Annotated in this window: 12 protein-coding genes; 3 read left to right on the top strand and 9 right to left on the bottom strand. The window is 68.2% G+C overall.

The window, feature by feature from the left end:
* Positions 1-157 precede the first annotated feature (157 nt).
* The 8 genes from BRAS3809_RS28425 to BRAS3809_RS36225 all read right to left on the bottom strand — a co-directional run bounded on the left by BRAS3809_RS28425 (position 158) and on the right by BRAS3809_RS36225 (position 12,665).
* Positions 158-2,014 (bottom strand): outer membrane beta-barrel protein, encoded by a 1,857-nt coding sequence (locus BRAS3809_RS28425; protein WP_035659160.1) that lies wholly within the window; start codon positions 2,012-2,014, stop codon positions 158-160.
* Positions 2,015-2,098: 84 nt separating this feature from the next.
* Positions 2,099-2,440, bottom strand: a complete 342-nt coding sequence (locus BRAS3809_RS28420) for a cupredoxin domain-containing protein (RefSeq protein WP_008965460.1) — start codon at positions 2,438-2,440, stop codon at positions 2,099-2,101.
* 506 nt (positions 2,441-2,946) lie between these two features.
* Positions 2,947-3,750 carry a cytochrome b/b6 domain-containing protein gene (locus BRAS3809_RS28415; RefSeq protein WP_052523498.1) on the bottom strand — a complete coding sequence of 268 codons (804 nt, stop codon included), beginning with the start codon at positions 3,748-3,750 and terminating at the stop codon, positions 2,947-2,949.
* Positions 3,751-3,760: 10 nt separating this feature from the next.
* Entirely contained in the window at positions 3,761-4,045 is a 285-nt protein-coding gene (locus BRAS3809_RS28410; protein ID WP_008965457.1) for a PepSY domain-containing protein, read from the bottom strand.
* A gap of 903 nt (positions 4,046-4,948) precedes the next feature.
* A complete protein-coding gene (locus BRAS3809_RS28405) occupies positions 4,949-5,560 on the bottom strand; it encodes a DUF4399 domain-containing protein (protein WP_008965456.1) in 612 nt (203 codons plus the stop codon).
* Positions 5,561-5,570: 10 nt separating this feature from the next.
* Positions 5,571-7,028 carry a formylglycine-generating enzyme family protein gene (locus BRAS3809_RS28400; RefSeq protein WP_008965455.1) on the bottom strand — a complete coding sequence of 486 codons (1,458 nt, stop codon included), beginning with the start codon at positions 7,026-7,028 and terminating at the stop codon, positions 5,571-5,573.
* Between the two features lie 33 nt (positions 7,029-7,061).
* Positions 7,062-12,233: an ATPase AAA gene (locus tag BRAS3809_RS28395; RefSeq protein ID WP_008965454.1), complete on the bottom strand. Its 5,172-nt coding sequence runs from the start codon at positions 12,231-12,233 to the stop codon at positions 7,062-7,064.
* Between the two features lie 192 nt (positions 12,234-12,425).
* Complete coding sequence (locus BRAS3809_RS36225) at positions 12,426-12,665, bottom strand: hypothetical protein (RefSeq protein WP_139017461.1); 240 nt, start codon at positions 12,663-12,665, stop codon at positions 12,426-12,428.
* 227 nt (positions 12,666-12,892) lie between these two features.
* Here BRAS3809_RS36225 and BRAS3809_RS28390 point away from each other — a divergent pair, with 227 nt between their 5' ends.
* On the top strand, positions 12,893-13,897 hold the full coding sequence (locus tag BRAS3809_RS28390; protein ID WP_008965453.1) for an efflux RND transporter periplasmic adaptor subunit: 1,005 nt from the start codon (positions 12,893-12,895) through the stop codon (positions 13,895-13,897).
* Positions 13,890-17,063: an efflux RND transporter permease subunit gene (locus BRAS3809_RS28385; protein ID WP_008965452.1), complete on the top strand. Its 3,174-nt coding sequence runs from the start codon at positions 13,890-13,892 to the stop codon at positions 17,061-17,063. The genes BRAS3809_RS28390 and BRAS3809_RS28385 overlap by 8 nt, the downstream gene beginning before the upstream one ends.
* Before the next feature lie 20 nt (positions 17,064-17,083).
* On the opposite strand, the gene BRAS3809_RS28380 is transcribed toward BRAS3809_RS28385, so the two are convergent.
* Positions 17,084-17,953, bottom strand: a complete 870-nt coding sequence (locus BRAS3809_RS28380; RefSeq protein WP_008965451.1) for a ferritin-like domain-containing protein — start codon at positions 17,951-17,953, stop codon at positions 17,084-17,086.
* Between the two features lie 208 nt (positions 17,954-18,161).
* Between BRAS3809_RS28380 and BRAS3809_RS28375 the strand changes: the two genes are divergently transcribed.
* Positions 18,162-20,462, top strand: a complete 2,301-nt coding sequence (locus tag BRAS3809_RS28375) for a NosR/NirI family protein (protein WP_035659157.1) — start codon at positions 18,162-18,164, stop codon at positions 20,460-20,462.
* Positions 20,463-20,465: the final 3 nt, after the last annotated feature.

The following is a 20,465-nucleotide window of genomic DNA, read 5'->3' as shown; positions in this document are numbered from 1 at the left end:
GGAGCACCGTGGGCGGCGCTGCAACGTGTGCGGCGCTGCAGACCGGGCCATGAACACGCCGAGGAATTCGTGGGAAAACTCGCGCGCCGAAGCCTTCTCTCCAGCTCGACCACGAGCAGCGAACCCATGGAGACGACAGATCGCTGCGTTCGGTGGGTCAATACTGCACGCGGGCGCCGACCTGCACGACGGTGGCCGAGAGATCGTTCTCCTTGAAGTTCGAGCGCGTCTCCTCGCGCCGGACGCTCGCCCTGAACTGCAGCAGGCGGGAGAACTTGTAGAGCATGCCGAGCTCGACCAGATAACGATTGTCGACCCGCGTCGTGCCGGTGAACGCGTCCTGGCCATAGCCCGCGAGGAAGGTGCCGACCAGCCAGGGCTCGAACTGATGCTCGACGCCGACGGTGACGTCGCGCTTGAGCACGCCGGAGATGCCGACCTCGGTGCTCTCGACCACCTGCGACTTGGCACCGAACATCACCGCGGTCTCCTTGGCATATTGCCAGGTGAGGTTGGCGTCGGCGATGAAGCCGTTCACCGGCTTGAGCAGCGGGTCCTGGAATTTGCGCGTGAGATAGCCGACGGCGACGTCGCCGGTCAGCTTGTCGGCGTAGTTGAGCGTCACGCCGGCCTCGACGGCGGTGCCGGTGGAGTCGCGGCGGAAGCCTTCGGCATCGACGGCGATGTCGTGAACGCGGCGATCGACGGCGACGTCGACGAAGGGCCGGATCTCCGGCGTGAGATTGTAGGTGACGCGGCTTTGCGACCCGTACTGGACGAAATTGCGATCGGCGTTGCTGACGATCTGGCCGTCGATCAGCGGCGCGTTCTGGAACGCGACCCGGTCGATCGCCGCCTTGGTCGAGACCTCGAAATCCTCGAACCGCTTCGTGACGCCCGCCGAGCCGCCGACGGTGGAGGCCAGCGGGATCTTCGCGAACCGTCCCGCAAAGCGCGGCGTGCCGGGATCATCGGCATCGACCGCAACGTGGCCCTCGCCGTTGAGCGCAAACGTATCGGTGATGTCGTAGCGACCATTCACCTTGGCGTCGACGGTGGGCCTCGAGAGCTGCCGAAGCTTGGCATAGTCGATATAGCCGACGCGCACATCGGCGTTGAGCAGATGTCGGTCGAACTGAGAGCGCACCAGGAGGACCGGCGCAACGCTGACGAAGCCGGAGCCGGCGCCCTTCGGCACACGCCCGGGATTGCTGTCGAAGCCTGAGGACATTTCGAACGCAGGCTTCAGGACGAAGTTTCCCACCGTGATGCCCTTGGGCTCATAGGGATCCTCCGCCATCATCGGCGGCGCCGGCTCCTGCTGCGGCTTCTGCCCCTTGTTCACCGGGGGCAGCCGCATCTTCGGCTTGTCGGCGAGCACCGGCGGAATCGGTTGCGCATCCTGCCGCGGGATCGGCGGCAGATTGCGCGGCAGCACACCGCGCGTCGCCGGCGGCGGACTGACGGCGAAAGCCAGCGCGTCGAGGCAGCGATTGGGAACGTTGGTCATCGACAGCCGGCCAGGCGTCGCCAGGCAGCCGCCGACCAGCAGTCCGGCCGACGGCGCACCGAAGAATCCGTTGCGCACCGGCGCGAGACGCGGCGGTGGATCGCGGCGCGCCGCCTGTGGCAGCGCACCGGCGCCGTTGTCGATCGGAGATCTCGGCCGCGGCGGCGAACGCTCGTCGACCTGCGCCGGCTCCTTCGTCTCCGAATCCGTGCCGCCCGGCGCCATGATGACTTGCGGAATCACGACCGGCCCATTGCCGTTGGCCGGCCGGACCGGCTGGCGACGACGGCCGGGCACGATCACCAGGGGGGCGCTCTCAGTCGTGCCGGGGTCGGCATAGGCCCTGGCCTGCGAGTCCTGGACGGCGGTCTGACCATGCGACGGCGCGACACCGGCCAGCGTCACGAACAGCACGGTGATCGCCACCGTCTCTTCCCGACACCGCGGCACGTCGCGGCCTGCGCGACGTCCGGGTATGCTCGCCTGTCGAATTGCACGTTGCAAAAGGCGCCGTCTCCATCATGTTCGACCGCATGCGGATTGCGGTCCCGCGACCGGGTTCAAGCCAGAGGCCGCGGGGACCATCGATCACTCGACGACGAGCGTGCCTTTGTTGCTCTGATGCAGGTCGTCGAAGAACTCGTACCGCCCGGGCTTCTGCGCCTTGACCTTCACCACGCTTTCCATGTTCGGCTTGATCACCGTCTCGAACTGCAGCGGCTCGCTCTCGAACTCGATCGGCGCGGCATCGAGATTCTTGATCTTGAAGACGATCGGCGTATCGGCAGGCGCCTTCAGCTCGGCCGGCTGAAACTTGTTGTCCTTCACCGAGATCTCGATCGTGGTCTCGGCTGCGCCCGCAGGCAGCGCCCAGCCGGCCATCATCAGCGCTGCCACTCCTACAAACCCGACTTTTCCGAATGTCTTCATGATGTATGTCCCTGTCCCGAATTCACCCGTGCGCCGGATGTTTTCTACGCTCGCGATTTCGGCGAGCCTCCGACACTGCGTAGAACGCCTATAAAGTCTTTGAATGCGGCAAATTACCGTGTCGAACTTTGGCAAACTCGCTTCATCAACAAACGCGCGCGAAATAATTAGTTCGGCGAATCGAATGAACAGCGGAATAATTCGATCATGCACGACAAAGCGCCTGCGACTGCGATCGAATGGCTCGATCGAAAACGCGTCTACTTGCAGGCTGTGCTAATATGAAACAACGGACCCAACGACAGCAGATCAACTGACGAATCATCGCACGCTGCGACCGGCGCGCGCTGATGATTCGGTATCGATTGATCGCAGAGCGAACTGATAGTTCAACAACACGTTCGACGGCAGGCGCCCACGCAATCAGCGCGTCGTGACGAATATGGCACGCGGCCAATCCGCGCTCGATCCACCGGCTAGCGCACACGCGCGGAGTCGACCGCGCTTCACCGTCCGACGCCGAGACGCTTGTCGTGGACGCCAGCCGATCGCGGCATCGGCGCCGGTGCGGGCGGTTTGGCAGCGACGGCTGGCGCCGCGCGCAGCGGCGGAAAATCCGGGACGACCGAGACATTCTCTTCTGCCGTGACCGGCGCGGTCTCCGGCCCGATCTTCGCTGCGACGGACGGGCGCGATGCCGACGGTCCGGGTTGCGCGGAGCGTTGTGCGCGCTCCGGCACGCGCTTGCGGCCGGTGAGCATGGCGCGGGCGAGGTTCTCCCGCTGCAGCACGCTCATCCACAGCGTCCCCAGCAGATGGACGGCAATCAGCGCGATGATCGCATTGGACGACAGCGAATGGGCCTGCTCGATCCAGCCGACGCCGAAGAATCGCACCGACACCTGCATGACACCGGTGACGGTCGAGACGGTCAGCAGCGCGAGCATCGCCACGAGCATCGCCGCCCCTGCCGGATTGAGACCGAGATAACGTCCAGTGTCGCCGCGCGAGATGCCGAGGATATAGCGAGGGGCCGCCCGCAGCTTGAGGCTGATGCGGGCGAACAGCGAGTGACGGCTGCCGATCATGCCCCAGATCAGCCGGAAGGCGAGCAGACCGATCACGGCATAGCCCGCCAGCCGGTGCAGCCGGTCGAACGTGTTGGGCGTGACGCAGGCGACGAGCACGAAAGCCGCGAGAGCCCAGTGCCAGACGCGCAGCGGCAGGTCCCAGATCGCCACGGTGCCCGACCGTGAGCTCGCCTGGGTCCCGGACACGACGCTCCGCTGTGCCTGTCCTGCGTCACGCATGATCGTCAGATCACTTCGCCTTCGTATGCTTCAGGGCGAGGTCCTCGGGGCTGTAGAACAGCTCGAACAGCTTGCCGCCCTTGACGCCGTAGACCTCGTAGCAGGAGCCTTCGATCTTGGTCTGGCGAACCTCGTAGCCCGCAGCCTTTGCCTTCGCTTCGGCGTCGGCCGTCGTCTTCCACGACGCCTTGTCGAGCTTGGTGCAATCCTTGTAGCCGTCGGCAAGTGCGGCCGAGCCGGACGCAAGCCCTGCCGCGAACGCAACGGCGATGATCTTGACGATCTTCACAATCAAACCCTCCTCGAACTCTGCGCGATTCGATGCGCTGCGGAGCGCGCGATGCGCGGGAGACAAAGGGGAGGGAGATTTCAACGAAACTTGGACGTTGCCCGCTACCGGCAACGGCCTCCGGCGCGCGTGCGCGGCCCAAAGCGCCCTACATCCAGCCGCAATGTCGCTGGCTCGCGGACCCAGATGCGCTCCGGCTGCGATCGAACCATGTCGGCCGGCGACTGATCTTTTCTGATGCGCGGGCCGCACGCCGATCGCGACCCTTGCAAGTGACATTGATTCGCAAGGCGTATCGGCAGCGAGACGTCCTCGCTCGGTTCCGCGCGCGCCGAGCACATCGGCGTCACGACGCAGCCGACCATACTCCTGCCGGATTGCAGCTGTGACGACGATGCGGCGACAAACGATCCGACAGCCGCGAGCTGCGACGTTACGTCACACGAATATTTTATCAGCGCTCCATGGTCGTCGCGCGATCAAGTCATCAGCGGAGTCGAGCCTACGCCCTCGCGCGCAGATGCCGACAGCGATGGTCGATCCGCGCACGTCCGTGCATCGGCGTAACGTCGTTTTTCGTGCAGGAGAGAACGCGCCGGAAGCTTCAACAACGAGGCGCAGTCGAGCCTCAGGCCCCGTCACGACAACGTGCCTGAACTACGCGGCGAACTTCGCTCGTCGCCCAGCGCGACGATGTCTCTCGCAGGCGTGATGCAGCGTTCGAGATGCGTCATCCCTCATCGCCGCGGACAATGATGGCGATGGATCGCCTCGCCGCCGCAGAGCGGCCAACGCAGGCGCCGGTGATGGTGCGGGAACGTCTGCCGATCGCGATCAACACTCGCGCGCCTCGCGGCAGCACTCCTCGCGGGGCGAGGACAGCCACGGCGGATCGGAGCCGGTCCGGCGCTACTTCGATCCGGTGAGCACCCGGCTGATGAAGTCGGAGCTCTCGGGCGACTTCGTCATCTCCGGCGTTACCGTGGGCTGCAGTTGCAGCGGCTCGGGCGCCGAGGCGCGCTCGAGGACCTTGCGCCGCTCGCCGGTGCCGCGGGTCGCGCGTGCCTCCTCCGATCCGTTCGGCTTGCCCACCGTGATCATGATCTTCTCGGAGACCAACGGCGGATCGAAGTTGAGATGCCGGGTGTCGCCGAGCACGAGCTGCAGCGTGTGCTTGCCCGGCGGCAGTTCGATCCGCGCCTCGGTCTCGCCGGCAGCATAGTGGATATGCTTCTTGTCGCGCGGGATCGGCTCGCCGGCCTGCATCGTCTCGTCGACATCGACCAGCAGATGATGATGGCCGCTGCCGGCGAAATCGTCGCCGGCATGGGTCACGCCCATGTTGCGCAGGCCGAACCGGCAGATGAGCGGACCGGTGACGGTCTCGCCATCGGACGGCGAGATGAAGTAGACACGCGCGTCCTTCGCAGCCTTGGTGCCCTTGGCCGATGCGGGCGGCGGCACGAGCGCGAGCGACATCAGCAAGGCGAGGCCGACACGCCCAGAATTGGTCCGCAACATTCAGATCCCCTCATGGTGACGATGCGACGCGGAAGCCGAGGGTCGGATGGCGGATGCGGCCGTCATAGCGGTCGCGGCTTCCCGCGCGCGCCTCGGACGCACCGTTCTTCCAGGACCCGGATCTGATGACGCGGGCGTAGCTGCCGTCCTCGATCCAGGCCGATCCATCGACCGGGGCGCCCTTGTAGTTCTTGTGCCAGGAGTCCGCGACCCACTGGCCGACGCCGCCGCCCATGTCGTAGAGCCCGAACGGGTTGACCTGCGTGGTGGCGATCTTTGGCGGCAGGTCCAGCTCGGCGTCGCCATCGCAGCCCTTGCAGCTCGCCATGCCCTGACGCATGCGATCGCCCCACCAATAGCGGGTGCGCTGGCCGGCGCGCGCGGCGTATTCCCACTCGGCCTCGGTCGGCAGCCGGAACGTCCTGCCGGTCGCCCTGGAAAGCCAGGCGAGATAGGCCTGCGCGTCGTCGTAGCTCACATTGACGACCGGACGATCATCGCCGCCGATGGCGATGTCGGGACAGCTTGCCGCGCTCACGCAGCTCTTCCATTCACCGACCGTCACCGGATGCTTGCCGAGCGAGAACGGCTTGATGCTGACCTGATGCGCCGGCTGCTCGGAATCGTCGTCGCCCCCCATCGAGAAGCTGCCGCCCGCGATCGTGACCAGTTCGGGCACGCGCAGCTTCGGCTGGGGCTCCGGTGCCGGGCGTGGCGCAGCCGCGGGCTCGGCGGGTTGGGAGGCAGCCTCGGCGCCCGTCGCCGGACGCGGCGGGACGAAGCTGCTCGGCGCCGGCCGCGGGCCGGGCGACGGGGCAGCACTCTCCAGCAGGATGCGGTGCGGCGACGTCGACGGCGCGACCAACGCGTCGCGCTGCGCGCTTGACGACCCCGCCAGCGAACCGGGCGGCGACTGGATCAGCAGCTTGATCTCGCGCAGCGGCAGCAGCACGCCGCCGAGAAAGACGACGCCGAGAACCGAGACGGCGACGACGGCGCGCACCATTCCCCGGCGCAGTCCCGCGGATCTTGCGCGCAGCGACTGCAGCCAGCCGGCCGGCGGCGCGCTCTTGCGATCATCGCTATGGCCGTCGTCCCACCTGTCCTGCAAGGCATCCAGCAGCTCCGGCGCAGCGTATGACGGCGTCGGCGCCACGAACGGCGGCGGCTCGGGCGCGGGCGCTGCTTCGGCCTCGGCCGCCTCCCACTCGGCATCGAGCGACTGCTCGAGCGCGCCGCACATCATCAACAACAGTCCGCCCTGGTCCTTGCCGGTCCCGCGCTCCTGCACTTCGGGACACTCGACCTGGTCCTCGATACGCAGGAAGGCCGGTGGCCGCATCGGACTGAGCGACACCTCCACGCTGCGGCCACAGCGCCGGCAAGCGACCATGCGCTGCTCCATCGGCAGCGTGTCCTCGGCCAGCCGGGGTGCCCGCAGCCATCGCAACGCTGAACTCTCGCTCATGCCGTCCTCGCTTCGTGCCGCTGCCGAAATTGCTTACTGCCCCCAGCTGGCGAACGCGTCCTTGAACACGCGGTCGCCGTCGCTGCCCTTCTGGATCGACAGCAGCGCGCGGCTGCCGCCCTCATAGACGATCGGGATGTCGAACCACTGCTTGCCCTTGAGCAGCATGAGATTGCGCTTGGTATCGACCTCGTTGGCGGACAGCGCGACCATGAAGTATTTCGGCGTCACCTTCGCGGTCTGGGTCGCCAGCGCGGTGCCGCGTTCCGCCTCCTCGCCCTTCAGGCCGATGCCCCTCATGCTGGACAGCCCGGTCACGCTCGCATCCGCCCAGTTGAACGCCAGCTCCATGACGTGGCTGGCGGGCAGCTCCAGCTCGGCGTTCTTGCGCAGCGAGATCGTCACCTTGGCGCCGTTCTCGATCTCGACCTCGCCCTTGATCGAAGCCGACGCATCGGCCCGCGGCCCTTTGCCCTGCTCGAGCGACCACGTGACCTTGCCCGGGAAGCGCTTGCCCTTCGGATCCTGCGGATCCTCGTGATAGAGATAGGCCTGCGCCGGCGTGCTGACCGGCACGTTCATGCCGACCGTGGCATGCTCATCCGCCGCCGCGGCCACCGCCGGCTTGCCGTCGGGCATGATGCGCTCAGCATTGACCTTGCGCGGAGCGGGCTCGCCGGGCAGCGCCGACGCTGCGGTCGCATCGCTCAGCGGCACCTGCAGCCATTGCGAGGCGCGCTCCCACGACGCGGCGGCGCCGACGATCACGAGCAGGCCGGCCGCGGCGACCGCCATCACGCGCCGGCTCGGCAGCCGCCTGCGCGGCACGGTCGGTGTCTCCGCCGCCTTGAAGGCCAGCTCGACCAGCGACGAATGGATCTTGATCTCCTCCGGCGGCGCGGCGGACACGGCCGGCGTCGCCGCCTCGACCGTGTTGTCGATCGTCCTATCGATCGTTTTGGCCGGCTCGCGCGCGACCGGCACGATCTTGTCCTGCGCAGGTGCGGGCGAACCCGGCTGCGGCGTGTCGATGATGACCGGCGACGGATCGACGGCAGCGCTCGGGCGCGGCACCGCCTGGTCCGATCCGGCAGGCTGCACGACCGTCACGCGCTCGGGCAGCGCCGGCGGGAGAGCGGGAACGGCGACCGCATCGGCGGCGGTCGCAGGCGCCGGGCGCCGGCGCAGAACGCCGATGTCGGGCAACGCCTTCGACACCGCGGCAGCGCTGCCGGAGCGCGGCTGATCGCGCGGCGCCATGGGGCCGGCGTCCACGCCGGAGCGACGGGCCATCGAGAGATATTTCGCGACCGTGGCGATCTCCTCCTCGAGCGTGTGCGTCGCGTTGCGCTGCGCGGACGTCTTCGGTGCGACGGCAGCCGCCCGCGCCGGGCGCGACCGCTCGGGCCGCATCGTCCCGACCGGCCTGGCCGCCTCGATCATGACCGGCGCGGCAACCGGCAGCGCCTCGCCGCCGGCGGCCCGGGGACCGAGCACGATGACGCGATCGGAAAACAGGACCTCGGCGAGATCGCGCAGCGAGGCGCCGGGCTGCAGCAGCGGACGCAGCGCCGGCGGAAGGCTGCGCGGCGGCCTCGCTTCGCTGCGGCTGGCGCCATCATGGCTGCCGCCCGCGCGGGTCACCTGATCGCGCCCGTCGTCGCTGACCAGAACCTTGCGGGCGCGCAGCATTGCGGTCAGCTCACGCAGATCCGATCGCGACGCCGGATCGACGACGAGGAGATCGAACGTGCCGATCCGCGCCGGCAGCAGCTCGGCCACCCGCCACGCCGGCATGATGTGACACGGGACCTCCTCGAGCCAGCCCTCGAGCGACTTGCGGGCCGCGACGCGAAGGCGGCGTGACGTCGGGCCGGCGCAGGCGGACGCCATCTTCTGCATCGTGTCCCTGAACCGCTTCAGCGATTGCCGCACCGGGCCGTTGGCGCTTTGCGCGATCCCGAGCGACATGCGCGCGCTGATCACCTGCTCGAACAGCGCCAGCGTTCGCTTCTCCAGCCGCGACCGCTGTCCGGCGAGATCGTGCAGCAGCTGCCGTGCCTCGGGATCCTCGATCTGCATCAACACGGCCTGATTCCAGGCCGTCATCCAGCTCGCAAGCTGCGCGGCATCGTCCGCCGTCGGCTCCGAGCGCAGCCGCTGCGCCAGATCGGGCGCGCCCGCGGCCGTCACGAGCCGGCAGGCCGTCCTGATCAGTTGATAGTCCGCGCTCGCCGCGCGGATGGTCTCGATATCGGCGAGGATGCCGGTCCAGCGTGCTTCCAACTCCTGGGGCTCGGCCTCGGCATCGCCGACCTGCGACAGCACCCCGGCCTGGACGGCGGCCGCGAGGTCGCCGGCGCCGGCGAACAGCTCGCCGATCCGGGCGAGCTCGACCAGCGGTCCGGAGACGCGCTTCATGACGCTGCGGATGGCGGTCGCGAAGGCGGTCGGCCGCTGCGCGCCCGCTAGCATCGCGCCGACGTCGCTCTCCGGCATCGACAGCTTGCGGCAGGCATCGGACACGTTGCGGACGGCGAGCGCGGCCGTCACGATCGCAGCCTCCACGCCCTTGACGACGCGTTCGATGTCATCGAACGCCCGCGCCGATCCGAGCTGGATCGCCGGCGCGTCGATCTTGGCTGCAAGCGCCGTCCATCGTCCGCGCAGCGCATGCAATTCATGACGCCACAGCAGGAAACGCCCGACATACTGCCAGTCGGCCAGCGTCGCCGGCGCGCTGCCATCGACGGTGATCGCGTCGACCGCGGCCTTCAAACCGCGCCGCGACGGCGAGAAGCGCGCGAACGGCTTCTCACCGGCCGCCAGCCGTTCGACCACGCGGATCGCATCCCGCTTCGTGAAGGCCTCGACCGGGGCCTGCACCGGCCGCTTGGCGAATTCCGCGTTGCGCGACAGCTGGAAGGAGGCGTCGCGCGCCCAGGCCACGACCTTGTCGGCATGCGAGGAACCATCGTTCTTTCCTGCCGCCAGCGGCGAGAGCGCGGCGAGCCAGGCGTCGTCGGCAATGGCCTCGTGGCCGGCGACCAGGGCGTCGAGATCGGACGCGAGGCGGCCGGTTGCGTCCAGCCCGAACGTCGCGATGGCATCGAGCGCAAGATCCTCGTCGCGGCCGGCCTCCGACGCCCGCCCCGCCTGCTCCCGCAACTCCGCGTGCAGGCGCAGGATCGTGGCGGCGTCGGGCAGCGCCGCCGCCTCCGGCAACGCGTCGTCGATATGCTGGAGACGCTCGCCGAGACGCAGCCGCGCCTCCCGCGCCTTGTCGACCGCGGCGACCACCGGATCCGCGCCATCGAGCAGCCGCTTCGGACGATCGGTGAACCAGGCATGCGAGTCATGCGCGCCGGCCAGGCCGTCGAACAGCGCGAGCGGCAGCTCCGGCACGCGGCCGGAGAGCCGGAGGTTGCGCCGGATGATCTCGGCGATCTCGTCGTCGAGCGAGGCGATCTGCGACCGCTTCGAGATGATGTCGCGCTCGATCCGCCCGATCTGGGCGACCTGATCGCGCGGGGCCGCCGGGTCGACGAGCGACTGCAGCCGGCTCGCCAGCGCCTCGGCCTTTCTGAGAACGTCCTTGTCGGAGCCGGTCGAGCTGACGGTCAGCTCGCGAATGGCCGAAGGCAGTTTGTCGTACAGCAGCGACAGCGCGGTCTCGTTCCTGGACACGACGAGAACGCGCGCGCCGAGCGCCAGATGATGACAGACCACATTGACGACGGCGGCGGCCCGATCGTCGCGGTGGCCGGACTGAACGACGAGACCGTCCGCGCGCGACAGCTCGCGCACGATCTCGGCGTCCGCGGCGGCCGCCGGCAGCGGGAAGAACAGATCGCCATGCTCGACGGCGGCGGGAATCGGCTCAGCCGCGATATCGATCGGGCCGCCGACGATGCTGGAGAGATGCCGGCGCGCGTGGCCGACGCCTCTTTCCTCAGGCCGCGTCACAAGTGCGCTCACCGCGGTCGACAGACAGCACGCGGCCTGCGGCGCATGCTCGATCGCCGTCTTGAGACGTTCTATGTCGCGCAGCGCGAGGCTGTCGGCTCTGCGCCGCGCGGACAGCACCCAGCGCGTGGCCGCGATCCCGGCGGAGCCCGCGTCGGTGCCGTCGAAGCCGCGCATCGGCTGCACAGCGGCGGCGCTGATGATCTGCTCGAGGTCGATCGGCGCGAAAGGCGACAGCTCTCCGCGCTGCTCGAGCGCCTCGATCAGGCGATCCGGCTTGTCGCGCAAAGCGAACGCCGCATCAGGCGCCGTCGCGTCGAGCGCGCGCATGTTGACGGTTGCGCCGGCGAAGCGCGGCCGGACCCTGATCTCGGCATCCGGTCGTTCGATGATCTCGATCTCGACCGGGCGCTCGATCAGCGGCAGCTCGACGTCGCGCCCGCCGTGCCGCACCGGCGACAGCGCGATGCCCCACATGATCTCCGTGGCCTGGTCGGCGCGCGCCGCGGCAGCCATGTCGCTCAGGCAATGATGGATCGCCATGGTGCGCCGGCGCAGGCGCTCGGCATCGGCCCACGCCGTCCACGCGCCGCTCACATAGCGCTGGATGCGCTGCATGAGATCGGGCCGCTGTTCGAGGCGCAGCTTCCCGGTCCAGGCGCCGAGCGTTGCGGCCGGCGAGAAATCCTCCGGCCGCGCATGACGGGCGAAGGTGAGGCGATTCTTCTCGATCTCGTCGACGGTGACCTGAATGCTCTCGCGCGGCGACGGACGCCGCTCCGGATCGGACGACGGCTCGACCCAGATGTCGAGATCGGCATTGATCGCCGGCGGCTCGCTCGCAGCGATCGCCTCGACGGCGAGCCACACCGGACCGTCGACATCGAAGGTGTTGAGCACGACGCCCGGAAGACCTTCCAGCTCCGCGCGATCGAGCACGACGCCGTGATCCTCGATCGCGAGATGATCCTGCTGCCGCCCGGCCGGATGGCGCTCGGCGCGAAGGATCTCGGCGAGACCGCCGAGCACATCGCGCAGCGGCTCGACGGCCGTCCCGGCGCCGAGAGCCTCGCCGGCGTGCTCGTCCCACGGCTCGAGCGCAGCTCCGCTCTCCGGCAGCGATCCGGCGGACGCCGGCGTGAAGCCGGGGTGCCGCATGGCTTGATCGATTGATCCAAGCGACGCGTCGCGTTCGACCGCCTTCGCCTCGTTGGGGCGAATGTGCACGGGGTGGCTCATCGCGCAGATCCCTCTCTCGGCTGGGCCGCAACTCCGGCGCGGGTTTGGCAGGAGGCTGACCGGCGAGGATGGCCGTGCACGCCCTCAAGGCGCGCCGGACGATCGAAGAGTGGGTTCGGTCTGGACAAGCTTTCCTCGCTGCAACGTCGATGGAACGATCGACTCGTTGCGGAGGCGTATGGCGAAGGTAGGTCACATCAATGACCCGACAGGTAGAGGATTGTGACGATTCTCGATCCCCTCGGGAAATCGGTGCCGTCCCGCGCCCGCGTCGATGATCGAAGCCGCTCGTAACAGTCGGCTGCGTCTTGGATTTTTGATCAGCGCGCGCGCCGTCCGGCTGGCCGCGCGCGGCGCGCGGCGAATACGGTAGAAGCTGTCTAAGAATACTTCTAACGCCCAAGAAGAAATATGCGGACGTGGATCGGACACGTCGTCTCCACCGCGCAGCGAGGTTGCGGCCCATGTTCAGCCACGGCTGCGCCGCGCCTGCGACCTGAGCGCGCGAGCCCGGCGCCACAATCAGCCGGCCCGTGCTTCACCGCAGTGCGGCAACCGTCCTCCCGAGCCGGCTGCTTGAAACACCCGGGAAGCTGAAGTAGCTGTTTTCCTAATGACAACAACGTCGCCCGGACGCTCTCCGATCGGATGGGGACTGCATGGTTTGGCATCCGATGAGAGCTGCGGCCGTCTGCGGTGCAATGCTGCTCGCACTGATCTGCCCGTTGTGGACCGGACCCGCGCGGGCCGAGACGGCAGGCCGCGAACCCGCGACCGTCAAGCTTTCTGCAACGCAACAGAGCCAGATCGGACTGCAGACGGCGGTGCTGGCCGCGGAATCACATCCCGAGCAGTTTCGCGCCTACGGCACGGTGCTGGACGTCGCAAGGCTGACCGAACTCGCCAACAGTTACGCCAATGCCCAGGCCCAATTGCAGACGGCGCAGGCGAAACTGGATGTCGCCAAGCTGGCCTTCGAGCGCGCCCGTGACCTGGTTCAATCGGCGGCGATGCCGCGCAAGGACGCGGAAGCCGCCGAGGGCACGTTCCGCACCGACCAGGCTGCGCTCGCCGCTGCGGAATCGCAGGTCAAGACCCTGATGGCCACCGCGCGGCAGGAATGGGGCGCGGTGATCGGACGAGGCATCATCGAGCGTTCGCCGCAGGTGGTGCAACTGATCGAGCGCGAGCAATTGCTGGTGCAGGTCACGCTGCCGCCGGGCGTGATGCTGGCGGAGCCGCCGCGCTCGGCGCTGGCCCAGGCACCCACCCGGAGCGCCAATATCGAGCTCCGCTACCTCTCGCCGGCGACCCGGACGGACCCGCGCATCCAGGGCGTGAGCTACTACTTCGTCGCGGCCGGGGACAGCGGGCTGCTGCCCGGCATGAACACCATAGCCTACGTTCCGTCGGGCAAATCCTACGAAGGCGTGTTCGTCGAGGACACCGCGATCGTGCAATGGCAGGGCCGCGCCTGGGTCTATCTGCGCGCCGGCCCGGAGACGTTCAAGCGGCACCCGATCCGTACCGACCAGCCGATTTCCGACGACGACTATGTCGTGCAAGACATTCCGCCAGGCTCGGAGATCGTGATGCGCGGCGCGCAGGTGCTGCTGTCCGAAGAAGCCAAGAGCGAGCTGCGCGGCGGCGGCGACGATGATTGAGGGCCGTGGTGTCGAAGGCCTCGGCGCGGCCATGACCGGGCCGCAGGCGGCGCTGATTTCGTTCGCGATCCGGTTTCGGGGCGTGGTGCTGGCGCTGGCCTGCACCATCCTCGGCTATGGCGTGGTTTCGCTCGGCGGCGCCCGCTACGGCGTCTTCCCCGACTTCGCCCCGCCCCAGGTGTCGATCCAGACGGAGGCGCCGGGACTGAGCCCCGAGCAGGTCGAGGTGCTGGTGACGCAGGCGATCGAGACATCGATCAACGGCCTGCCCGGCATCGAGAGCATGCGTTCATCGTCGATCCAGGGCCTCTCGGTGATCTCCGTGATCTTCCAGGCCGGCACCGACGTGTTCACGGCGCGGCAGCTGGTGACCGAGCGGCTGGCGGTGGTCGCCTCCAACCTGCCGCAGGGCGTGCGGGCGCCGTCGATGACGCCGCTGGTGCCCGCGGCCGGCACCGTGCTCGCGATCGGGCTGACCTCCGGGCAGCGCTCGCTGATGGACCTGCGCACCATCGCCGACTGGACCGTGAGCCGGCGGCTGCTGGCCGTGCCCGGCGTGGCGCAGGTCACGACCTATGGCCGCGACATCCGATCGCTGCAGGTGCAGGTGCGCAGCGACGACATGGTGCGGTTCGGCGTCGGCATGAACGACGTTCTCGCAGCCGCCCGCAAGGCCACCGGCGTGCGCGGCGCCGGCTTCGTCGACACCGCCAACCAGCGCGTCATCCTGCAGACGCAAGGCCAGTCGCTGACGCCCGAGCAGCTCGCGCGCACCGTGCTGACGCACCAGGGCGGCGCCAGCGTCGTGCTCGGCGACGTCGCCACCGTCGTCAATGCGCCGGAGCCGCCGATCGGCGGCGCGCTGATCAACGGTGAGCCCGGCGTGATGATGATGATCAGCCAGCAATTTGGCGCCAACACGCGCAATGTCGCCGCGCGGGTCGAGGCCGCGCTGCAGGAGCTGCGGCCGGCGCTGGAGAGCGACAAGGTGCGGCTGCACGCCGATCTGTTCCGTCCGGCGACCTTCATCGACACCGCGATCGAGAATGTGCTGTTCGCGCTGCTGATCGGCGGCGCACTGGTCATCATCGTGCTGTTCCTGTTCCTCTACGACTGGCGGACGTCGCTGATCAGTTGCACCGCGATCCCGCTGTCGCTGTTCTCCGCCGTGCTCGTGCTGCAATGGATGGGTCAGAGCCTGGACACGATGACGCTCGGCGGCCTGGCGATCGCGATCGGCGAGGTGGTCGACGATGCGGTGATCGGGGTCGAGAACGTCGTGCGCCGGCTGCGCGAGAACCGCGCTGGGCCATCGCCGCGCAACGAGGCGCGCGTCGTCTATGACGCCATGCTCGAGGTGCGCAGCGCGGTGGCCTATGCCACCTTCGCCGTGCTGCTGGTGTTCGTTCCGATCCTGGCGCTGCCGGGCCTCGCCGGGCGGCTGTTCGGCCCGCTCGGCATCGCCTACATCCTCGCCGTCGTGGCCTCGCTGCTCGTGGCGCTGACGGTGACCCCGGCGCTGTCGATGATGCTGCTCGCCGGCCGCAAGCCCCGCGCGAGCCGCGAGCCGCCGCTGGTGCGCTGGTCGCGCCGGTCCTACGAGCGCCTGCTGCGCGGCTTGAGCCGCTTCCCCAAGCTGGTGACGACGGCTGCGTTGCTCGTGACGATCGGCGGCGCCGCCCTGGTGCCGTGGTTCGGCGGCACCTTCCTGCCCGACCTGAAGGAAGGCCATCTCATCCTGCACGTCTCGACCTTGCCGGGCACCTCGCTCGACGAATCGCTGCGGCTCGGCAGCTTGATCGCCGCGGCGCTGCGCGAGGTGCCGGAGGTGCGAAGCGTCGCCCAGCACGCCGGACGCGCCGAGGCCGGCATCGATACCGCGGGCACGCATTCGAGCGAGATCGAGGTCGACCTGAAGCCCGGCCTGTCCGGCGACGCGCAGGAGCGTGCGGAGCAGAACATCCGCGCCGCGCTCGCCAACTTCGCCGGCATCAACCTGTCGATCAAGACGTATCTCACCGAGCGCATCGAGGAGACGCTGTCCGGTTTCAACGCCGCGGTCGTCATCAACATCTTCGGTCCCGATCTCGACGATCTCGAGCGCGCGGCGAGCGACGTCGCGCGCGAGCTCGGCGAGGTCTGGGGCGCGATCGACATCCAGCAGCAGTCGCCGCCGGGCATGCCGCAGGTCAACGTGACCCTGCGCCCGACCGATCTGCAGTCCTGGGGCCTAGACGCGGTGGAGGTGCTGGAGCTGATCCGCACCGCCTATCAGGGCGACATCGTCGGCCAGGCCTATGAGGGCAACGTCGTCTTCAACGTCATCGTCAAGCTCGATCCCGAGGCCAGCGCGCGGCCCACCGAGATCGGCAACATGCCGATCCGCACGCCGAGCGGCGCGTACATCCTGCTGAAGCAGGTCGCCGACGTCTACGGCACGGCCGGGCGCTACGTCGTGCTCCATCGCAACGGCCAGCGCGTGCAGACGGTGACCGCCAATGTGAGCGAACGCGATCTCGAATCCTTCGTCGCCGCCGCCAAGCGCAAGATCGCCAAGGAGGTCAAGCTGCCGCCGGGGGCGCATGTCGAGTTCACCGGCGCGGCGGAGGCGCAGGCCAAGTCGCGGCGCGACCTCATGATCAACTCGCTGCTGGCCACCACCGGCATCGTGCTGCTGCTGTCGCTCGTCACCGGCCACTGGCGCAACCTCGTGCTGGTTCTGATCAACCTGCCGTTCGCCTTCGTCGGCGGCGTCATCGCGGTCGCATTGACCGGAGCCGTGCTGTCGCTGGGCTCGATGATCGGCTTCGTCACGCTGTTCGGCATCGCGCTGCGCAACTCGATCCTGATGATCTCGCATTACGAGCATCTGGTGAGCAAGGAAGGCCGCAGCTGGGGCCTGGAGACCGCGATCGCCGGCGCCGCCGACCGCCTGGTTCCGATCCTGATGACCTCGCTGGTGACCGGCCTCGGACTGCTGCCGCTCGCGCTCGGCGCCGGCGAGCCGGGCCGCGAGATCGAGGGGCCGATGGCCATCGTCATCCTCGGCGGCCTGTTGACCTCGATGGTGCTGAACCTCCTGGTGCTGCCGACGCTCGCGCTGCGCTTCGGCCGCTTCGTTGCCGATGTGCCGGCGAAGCGAGACGCAGACGCCGCCGTGGCCTGATCGACGGCTGTCTTATCTGCTCACGAAAGCGAGCGCAGCCAGGCGAGCCGCGCGATCGCCTGCGCAGCGAGCCGCTGCAGCCGATCGAGCTGGGCTGGCTCCGTCGCACGCTCGGCGTGGTCGAGATAGGCATCCGCGAGCGCTTCGGCGATGACCGCCGCGTCTGCCTGCGCGAGCGCGCCCGGCAGATGGATCATGTCAGCGGCATCGGTCGCCATCGTCGCGGCGTCCTGCGCGAGCGCACGCAGACGATCGGCCTGCGCACCGCGACGGCGCGCAGCCATCGCGCCGAGCAGTTCGGCGAGGCGATGCTCGAGCCGACCTGCTGTAACAGACTCGCCGGACGTCACAGCCGACGACGCGCGCTTGGCGTCATGCTCGCGATGATAGGCGCGGCGCCGCTCCTTGCGCAGCGTTGCGACGTGGCCGAGCTCCTCGCGCGCCATCGCCTCCGACGCGGTCCTGACCTCGGCATTGTCGGCATATGCCGCGAGATAGGACCAGAACGCAAAGGCCCGCTCCTCGTTGCGCACCGCCATCGACAGCGCGCGGTACGGTGTCATCAGATGCGAGCTCTCGATCTCCGCGACGGCATCGGGATCGAACGTCTCCGGCGGCTGCCAGCGCACCAGCGACGCATCCGGCGCGCGGCCGGTTCGCGCGTGCGACCATGTCGCGACGCTGTCGACATGCTCGCGCTCGGCTGCGGCCAGATCAGAAAACACTTTCGCCAGATCGCCACGGTCCTGACGCGCCATCTCCGTCGCCAGTTCCTCGTAGCGCGCCGCGGCCTCCTGCTCCATCGCATTCGCCAGTGCAAACATCTCATCGAGAGACTGCAGGGTCCCAGCCGGTTCCGACTTGAGCAGAAGCGTTCGTGACAACAACATGACGGATGGGCCTGCTTGCGTGTCGGGGCTGTTTGATCCAGCGCAACGTTGGTCGTACCGGGACCCACTAGACATCTGGCAGGATCAGGAGTCAATTTAGGTTGGCTCGATTTGCTTGGGGGTCGCCAACGGCGACGATCCCTCTTTCCCAGACACAGTACTGATAGGAATACGCGTCCTGGGCGGGCCGGTTCCGCTTGAGGTGATCATGGTTGCGAGTGATGTCGCCACCAAACGGGGACGCATGGCTGCTGCCATCGCAGCCGTCATCATCGCGCTCTGCCTGATCGCAGCGCCGCGCACGGCGCATGCGGCCAGCGATCTCGCGACTTATCTGTCGAAGATCACGCCGGCCGATGTTGTACCCGACGCGGATCGCTTCGGCGCGCCGCAAGGCGATCCGCCGATCGCCCCCGTCTATCGCGGCGATCAGCTCAAGGGCTACGTCTATCTCAACTCCGATTTCGCCAACGCGGTCGGCTACTCCGGCAAGCCGATCCATATCCTCGTCGGCATCGATCCGAAGGGCGTCATCACCGGGTTGAAGCTGGTCGACCACAAGGAACCGATCGTGCTGATCGGCATTCCCGAGCCGCGCATCGTCGGCGCGTTGAACGGCCTGCTCGGCAAGGACATCACGCCGATCGCGCAAGGCGCCGAGCATCCGCCGCAGGCCGACATCGTCTCCGGCGCGACGGTGACCGTGCTGGTCATGCATGACAGCATCGTGCGCGCCGCGATCCGCCTGATCCGCAGCGGCCGCATCGGCGCGAGCGCGGCAACCGCAACCGCCGCGCAGCCGAGCGCGATCAAGACGATCGATCCCGACAAGAGCGAGATCCGCGACTGGGCGAGCCTGCTCGGCGACGGCTCGGTGCGGCGGCTGCACCTCAGCATCGGCGACGTCAACGATGCCTTCGCGAAATCGGGCAATGCCGCCGCCGCGCAGAACCCGGAACCTGGCAATACGGACGACACCTTCATCGACCTCTATGTCGCGCTCGCCAGCGTGCCGAGCATCGGCCGCAGCCTGCTCGGCGACGACGGCTATCAGCGGCTCAAGGCCCGGCTGCAGCCGGGGCAGCAGGCGATCATCGTCGCCGGCGACGGCGCCTATTCGTTCAAGGGCTCGGCCTATGTCCGCGGCGGCATCTTCGACCGCATCGAGGTGCTGCAGGAGGGCGCGAGCACGCGGTTCCGCGACAAGAACCATACCCGGCTCGGCGCGCTGGAGGCGGCAGGCGCTCCGGCGCTGCGCGAGATCGGACTGTTCGTCACGCCGCCCGAATTCACGCTCGATCCGACCGAGCCCTGGCAACTGCAGCTCCTGGTGCAGCGCGCCACCGGCAGCCGCGACAAGGCGTTCCTCACCTTCGACCTCAACTACACCCTGCCCGACGTTTATCTGAAGCGCGAGACGCGCGCGGCCCCTCCGCCGGCGGCGGCGCCCGCGGCCCAACCCGCGCCGGCTGCGACGGCGCAAACCTCGGTCGACGAGACGGAGGAACCGCTGTGGATGCGGATCTGGCGCACCCAGACCGTGACCATCGGCATCACCGCCTTCGCACTCGCAGTCCTCACTGGCATCTTCTTCTTCCAGAACGTGCTGGTGCGCCGTCCCCTGCTCTACACCTGGGTCCGACGCGCTTATCTCCTGTTCGTGCTGGTGTGGCTCGGCTGGTACGCCAACGCGCAGCTCTCGGTCGTCAACGTCGTCACCTTCACCAATGCGCTGCTGACCGGCTTCCATTGGGAGTTCTTCCTCGCCGCGCCGCTGATCTTCATCCTGTGGGCGGCCACCGCGGCAGGCCTGCTGTTCTGGGGCCGCGGGCCGTTCTGCGGCTGGCTGTGTCCGTTCGGCGCGCTGCAGGAATTGACCAACACGGTCGCGAAGTGGCTGAAGGTGCCGCAGATCACCGTACCCTGGGGCCTGCACGAGCGGCTCTGGCCGATCAAATACATCATCTTCCTCGGCCTGTTCGGTCTGTCGCTGTACTCGGTGGCGCTCGCCGAGCAGATCGCCGAGGTCGAGCCGTTCAAGACCGCGATCGTCCTGAAATTCGCGCGCAGCTGGCCGTTCGTCCTCTACGCCGTCGCGCTGCTCGGCATCGGCCTGTTCATCGAGCGCTTCTTCTGCCGCTATTTGTGCCCGCTCGGCGCCGCGCTCGCCATTCCCGGCCGCATCCGCACCTTCGAATGGCTGCGCCGTTGGAAGGAGTGCGGCTCGCCGTGCCAGCGCTGCGCCAAGGAATGCCCGGTGCAGTCGATCCATCCCGAGGGGCACATCAACGTCAATGAATGCATCTACTGCATGCATTGCCAGGAGCTCTACTACGACGACCAGCGCTGCCCCCACATGATCCAGGTGCGACTGAAGCGCGAGAAGTTCGAGGCGATGTCGTCGCCGTCGATGCGCGCCGCAAAAGCCGGGCCGAAGACGCTCATCACCCATGCCGGCCAGCCGCTGACGGCCCCGGCCACCCCCAACGATCACACTCGCCCATCATGAGGA

It is taken from the genome of Bradyrhizobium sp. STM 3809, from assembly GCF_000239795.1.
GTDB lineage: Bacteria > Pseudomonadota > Alphaproteobacteria > Rhizobiales > Xanthobacteraceae > Bradyrhizobium.
Note: the sequence above shows the minus strand (reverse complement) of the source record. Positions and strands in the feature narration are given on the sequence as shown.

Bases quoted from the DNA above. Each gene is read 5' to 3' on its own strand.
- BRAS3809_RS28420 (WP_008965460.1), bottom strand. From the start codon at position 2,440: ATGAAGACATTCGGAAAAGTCGGGTTTGTAGGAGTGGCAGCGCTGATG.
- BRAS3809_RS28415 (WP_052523498.1), bottom strand. From the start codon at position 3,750: ATGCGTGACGCAGGACAGGCACAGCGGAGCGTCGTGTCCGGGACCCAG.
- BRAS3809_RS28405 (WP_008965456.1), bottom strand. From the start codon at position 5,560: ATGTTGCGGACCAATTCTGGGCGTGTCGGCCTCGCCTTGCTGATGTCG.
- BRAS3809_RS28400 (WP_008965455.1), bottom strand. From the start codon at position 7,028: ATGAGCGAGAGTTCAGCGTTGCGATGGCTGCGGGCACCCCGGCTGGCC.
- BRAS3809_RS28395 (WP_008965454.1), bottom strand. From the start codon at position 12,233: ATGAGCCACCCCGTGCACATTCGCCCCAACGAGGCGAAGGCGGTCGAA.
- BRAS3809_RS28390 (WP_008965453.1), top strand. From the start codon at position 12,893: ATGGTTTGGCATCCGATGAGAGCTGCGGCCGTCTGCGGTGCAATGCTG.
- BRAS3809_RS28385 (WP_008965452.1), top strand. From the start codon at position 13,890: ATGATTGAGGGCCGTGGTGTCGAAGGCCTCGGCGCGGCCATGACCGGG.
- BRAS3809_RS28380 (WP_008965451.1), bottom strand. From the start codon at position 17,953: ATGTTGTTGTCACGAACGCTTCTGCTCAAGTCGGAACCGGCTGGGACC.
- BRAS3809_RS28375 (WP_035659157.1), top strand. From the start codon at position 18,162: ATGGTTGCGAGTGATGTCGCCACCAAACGGGGACGCATGGCTGCTGCC.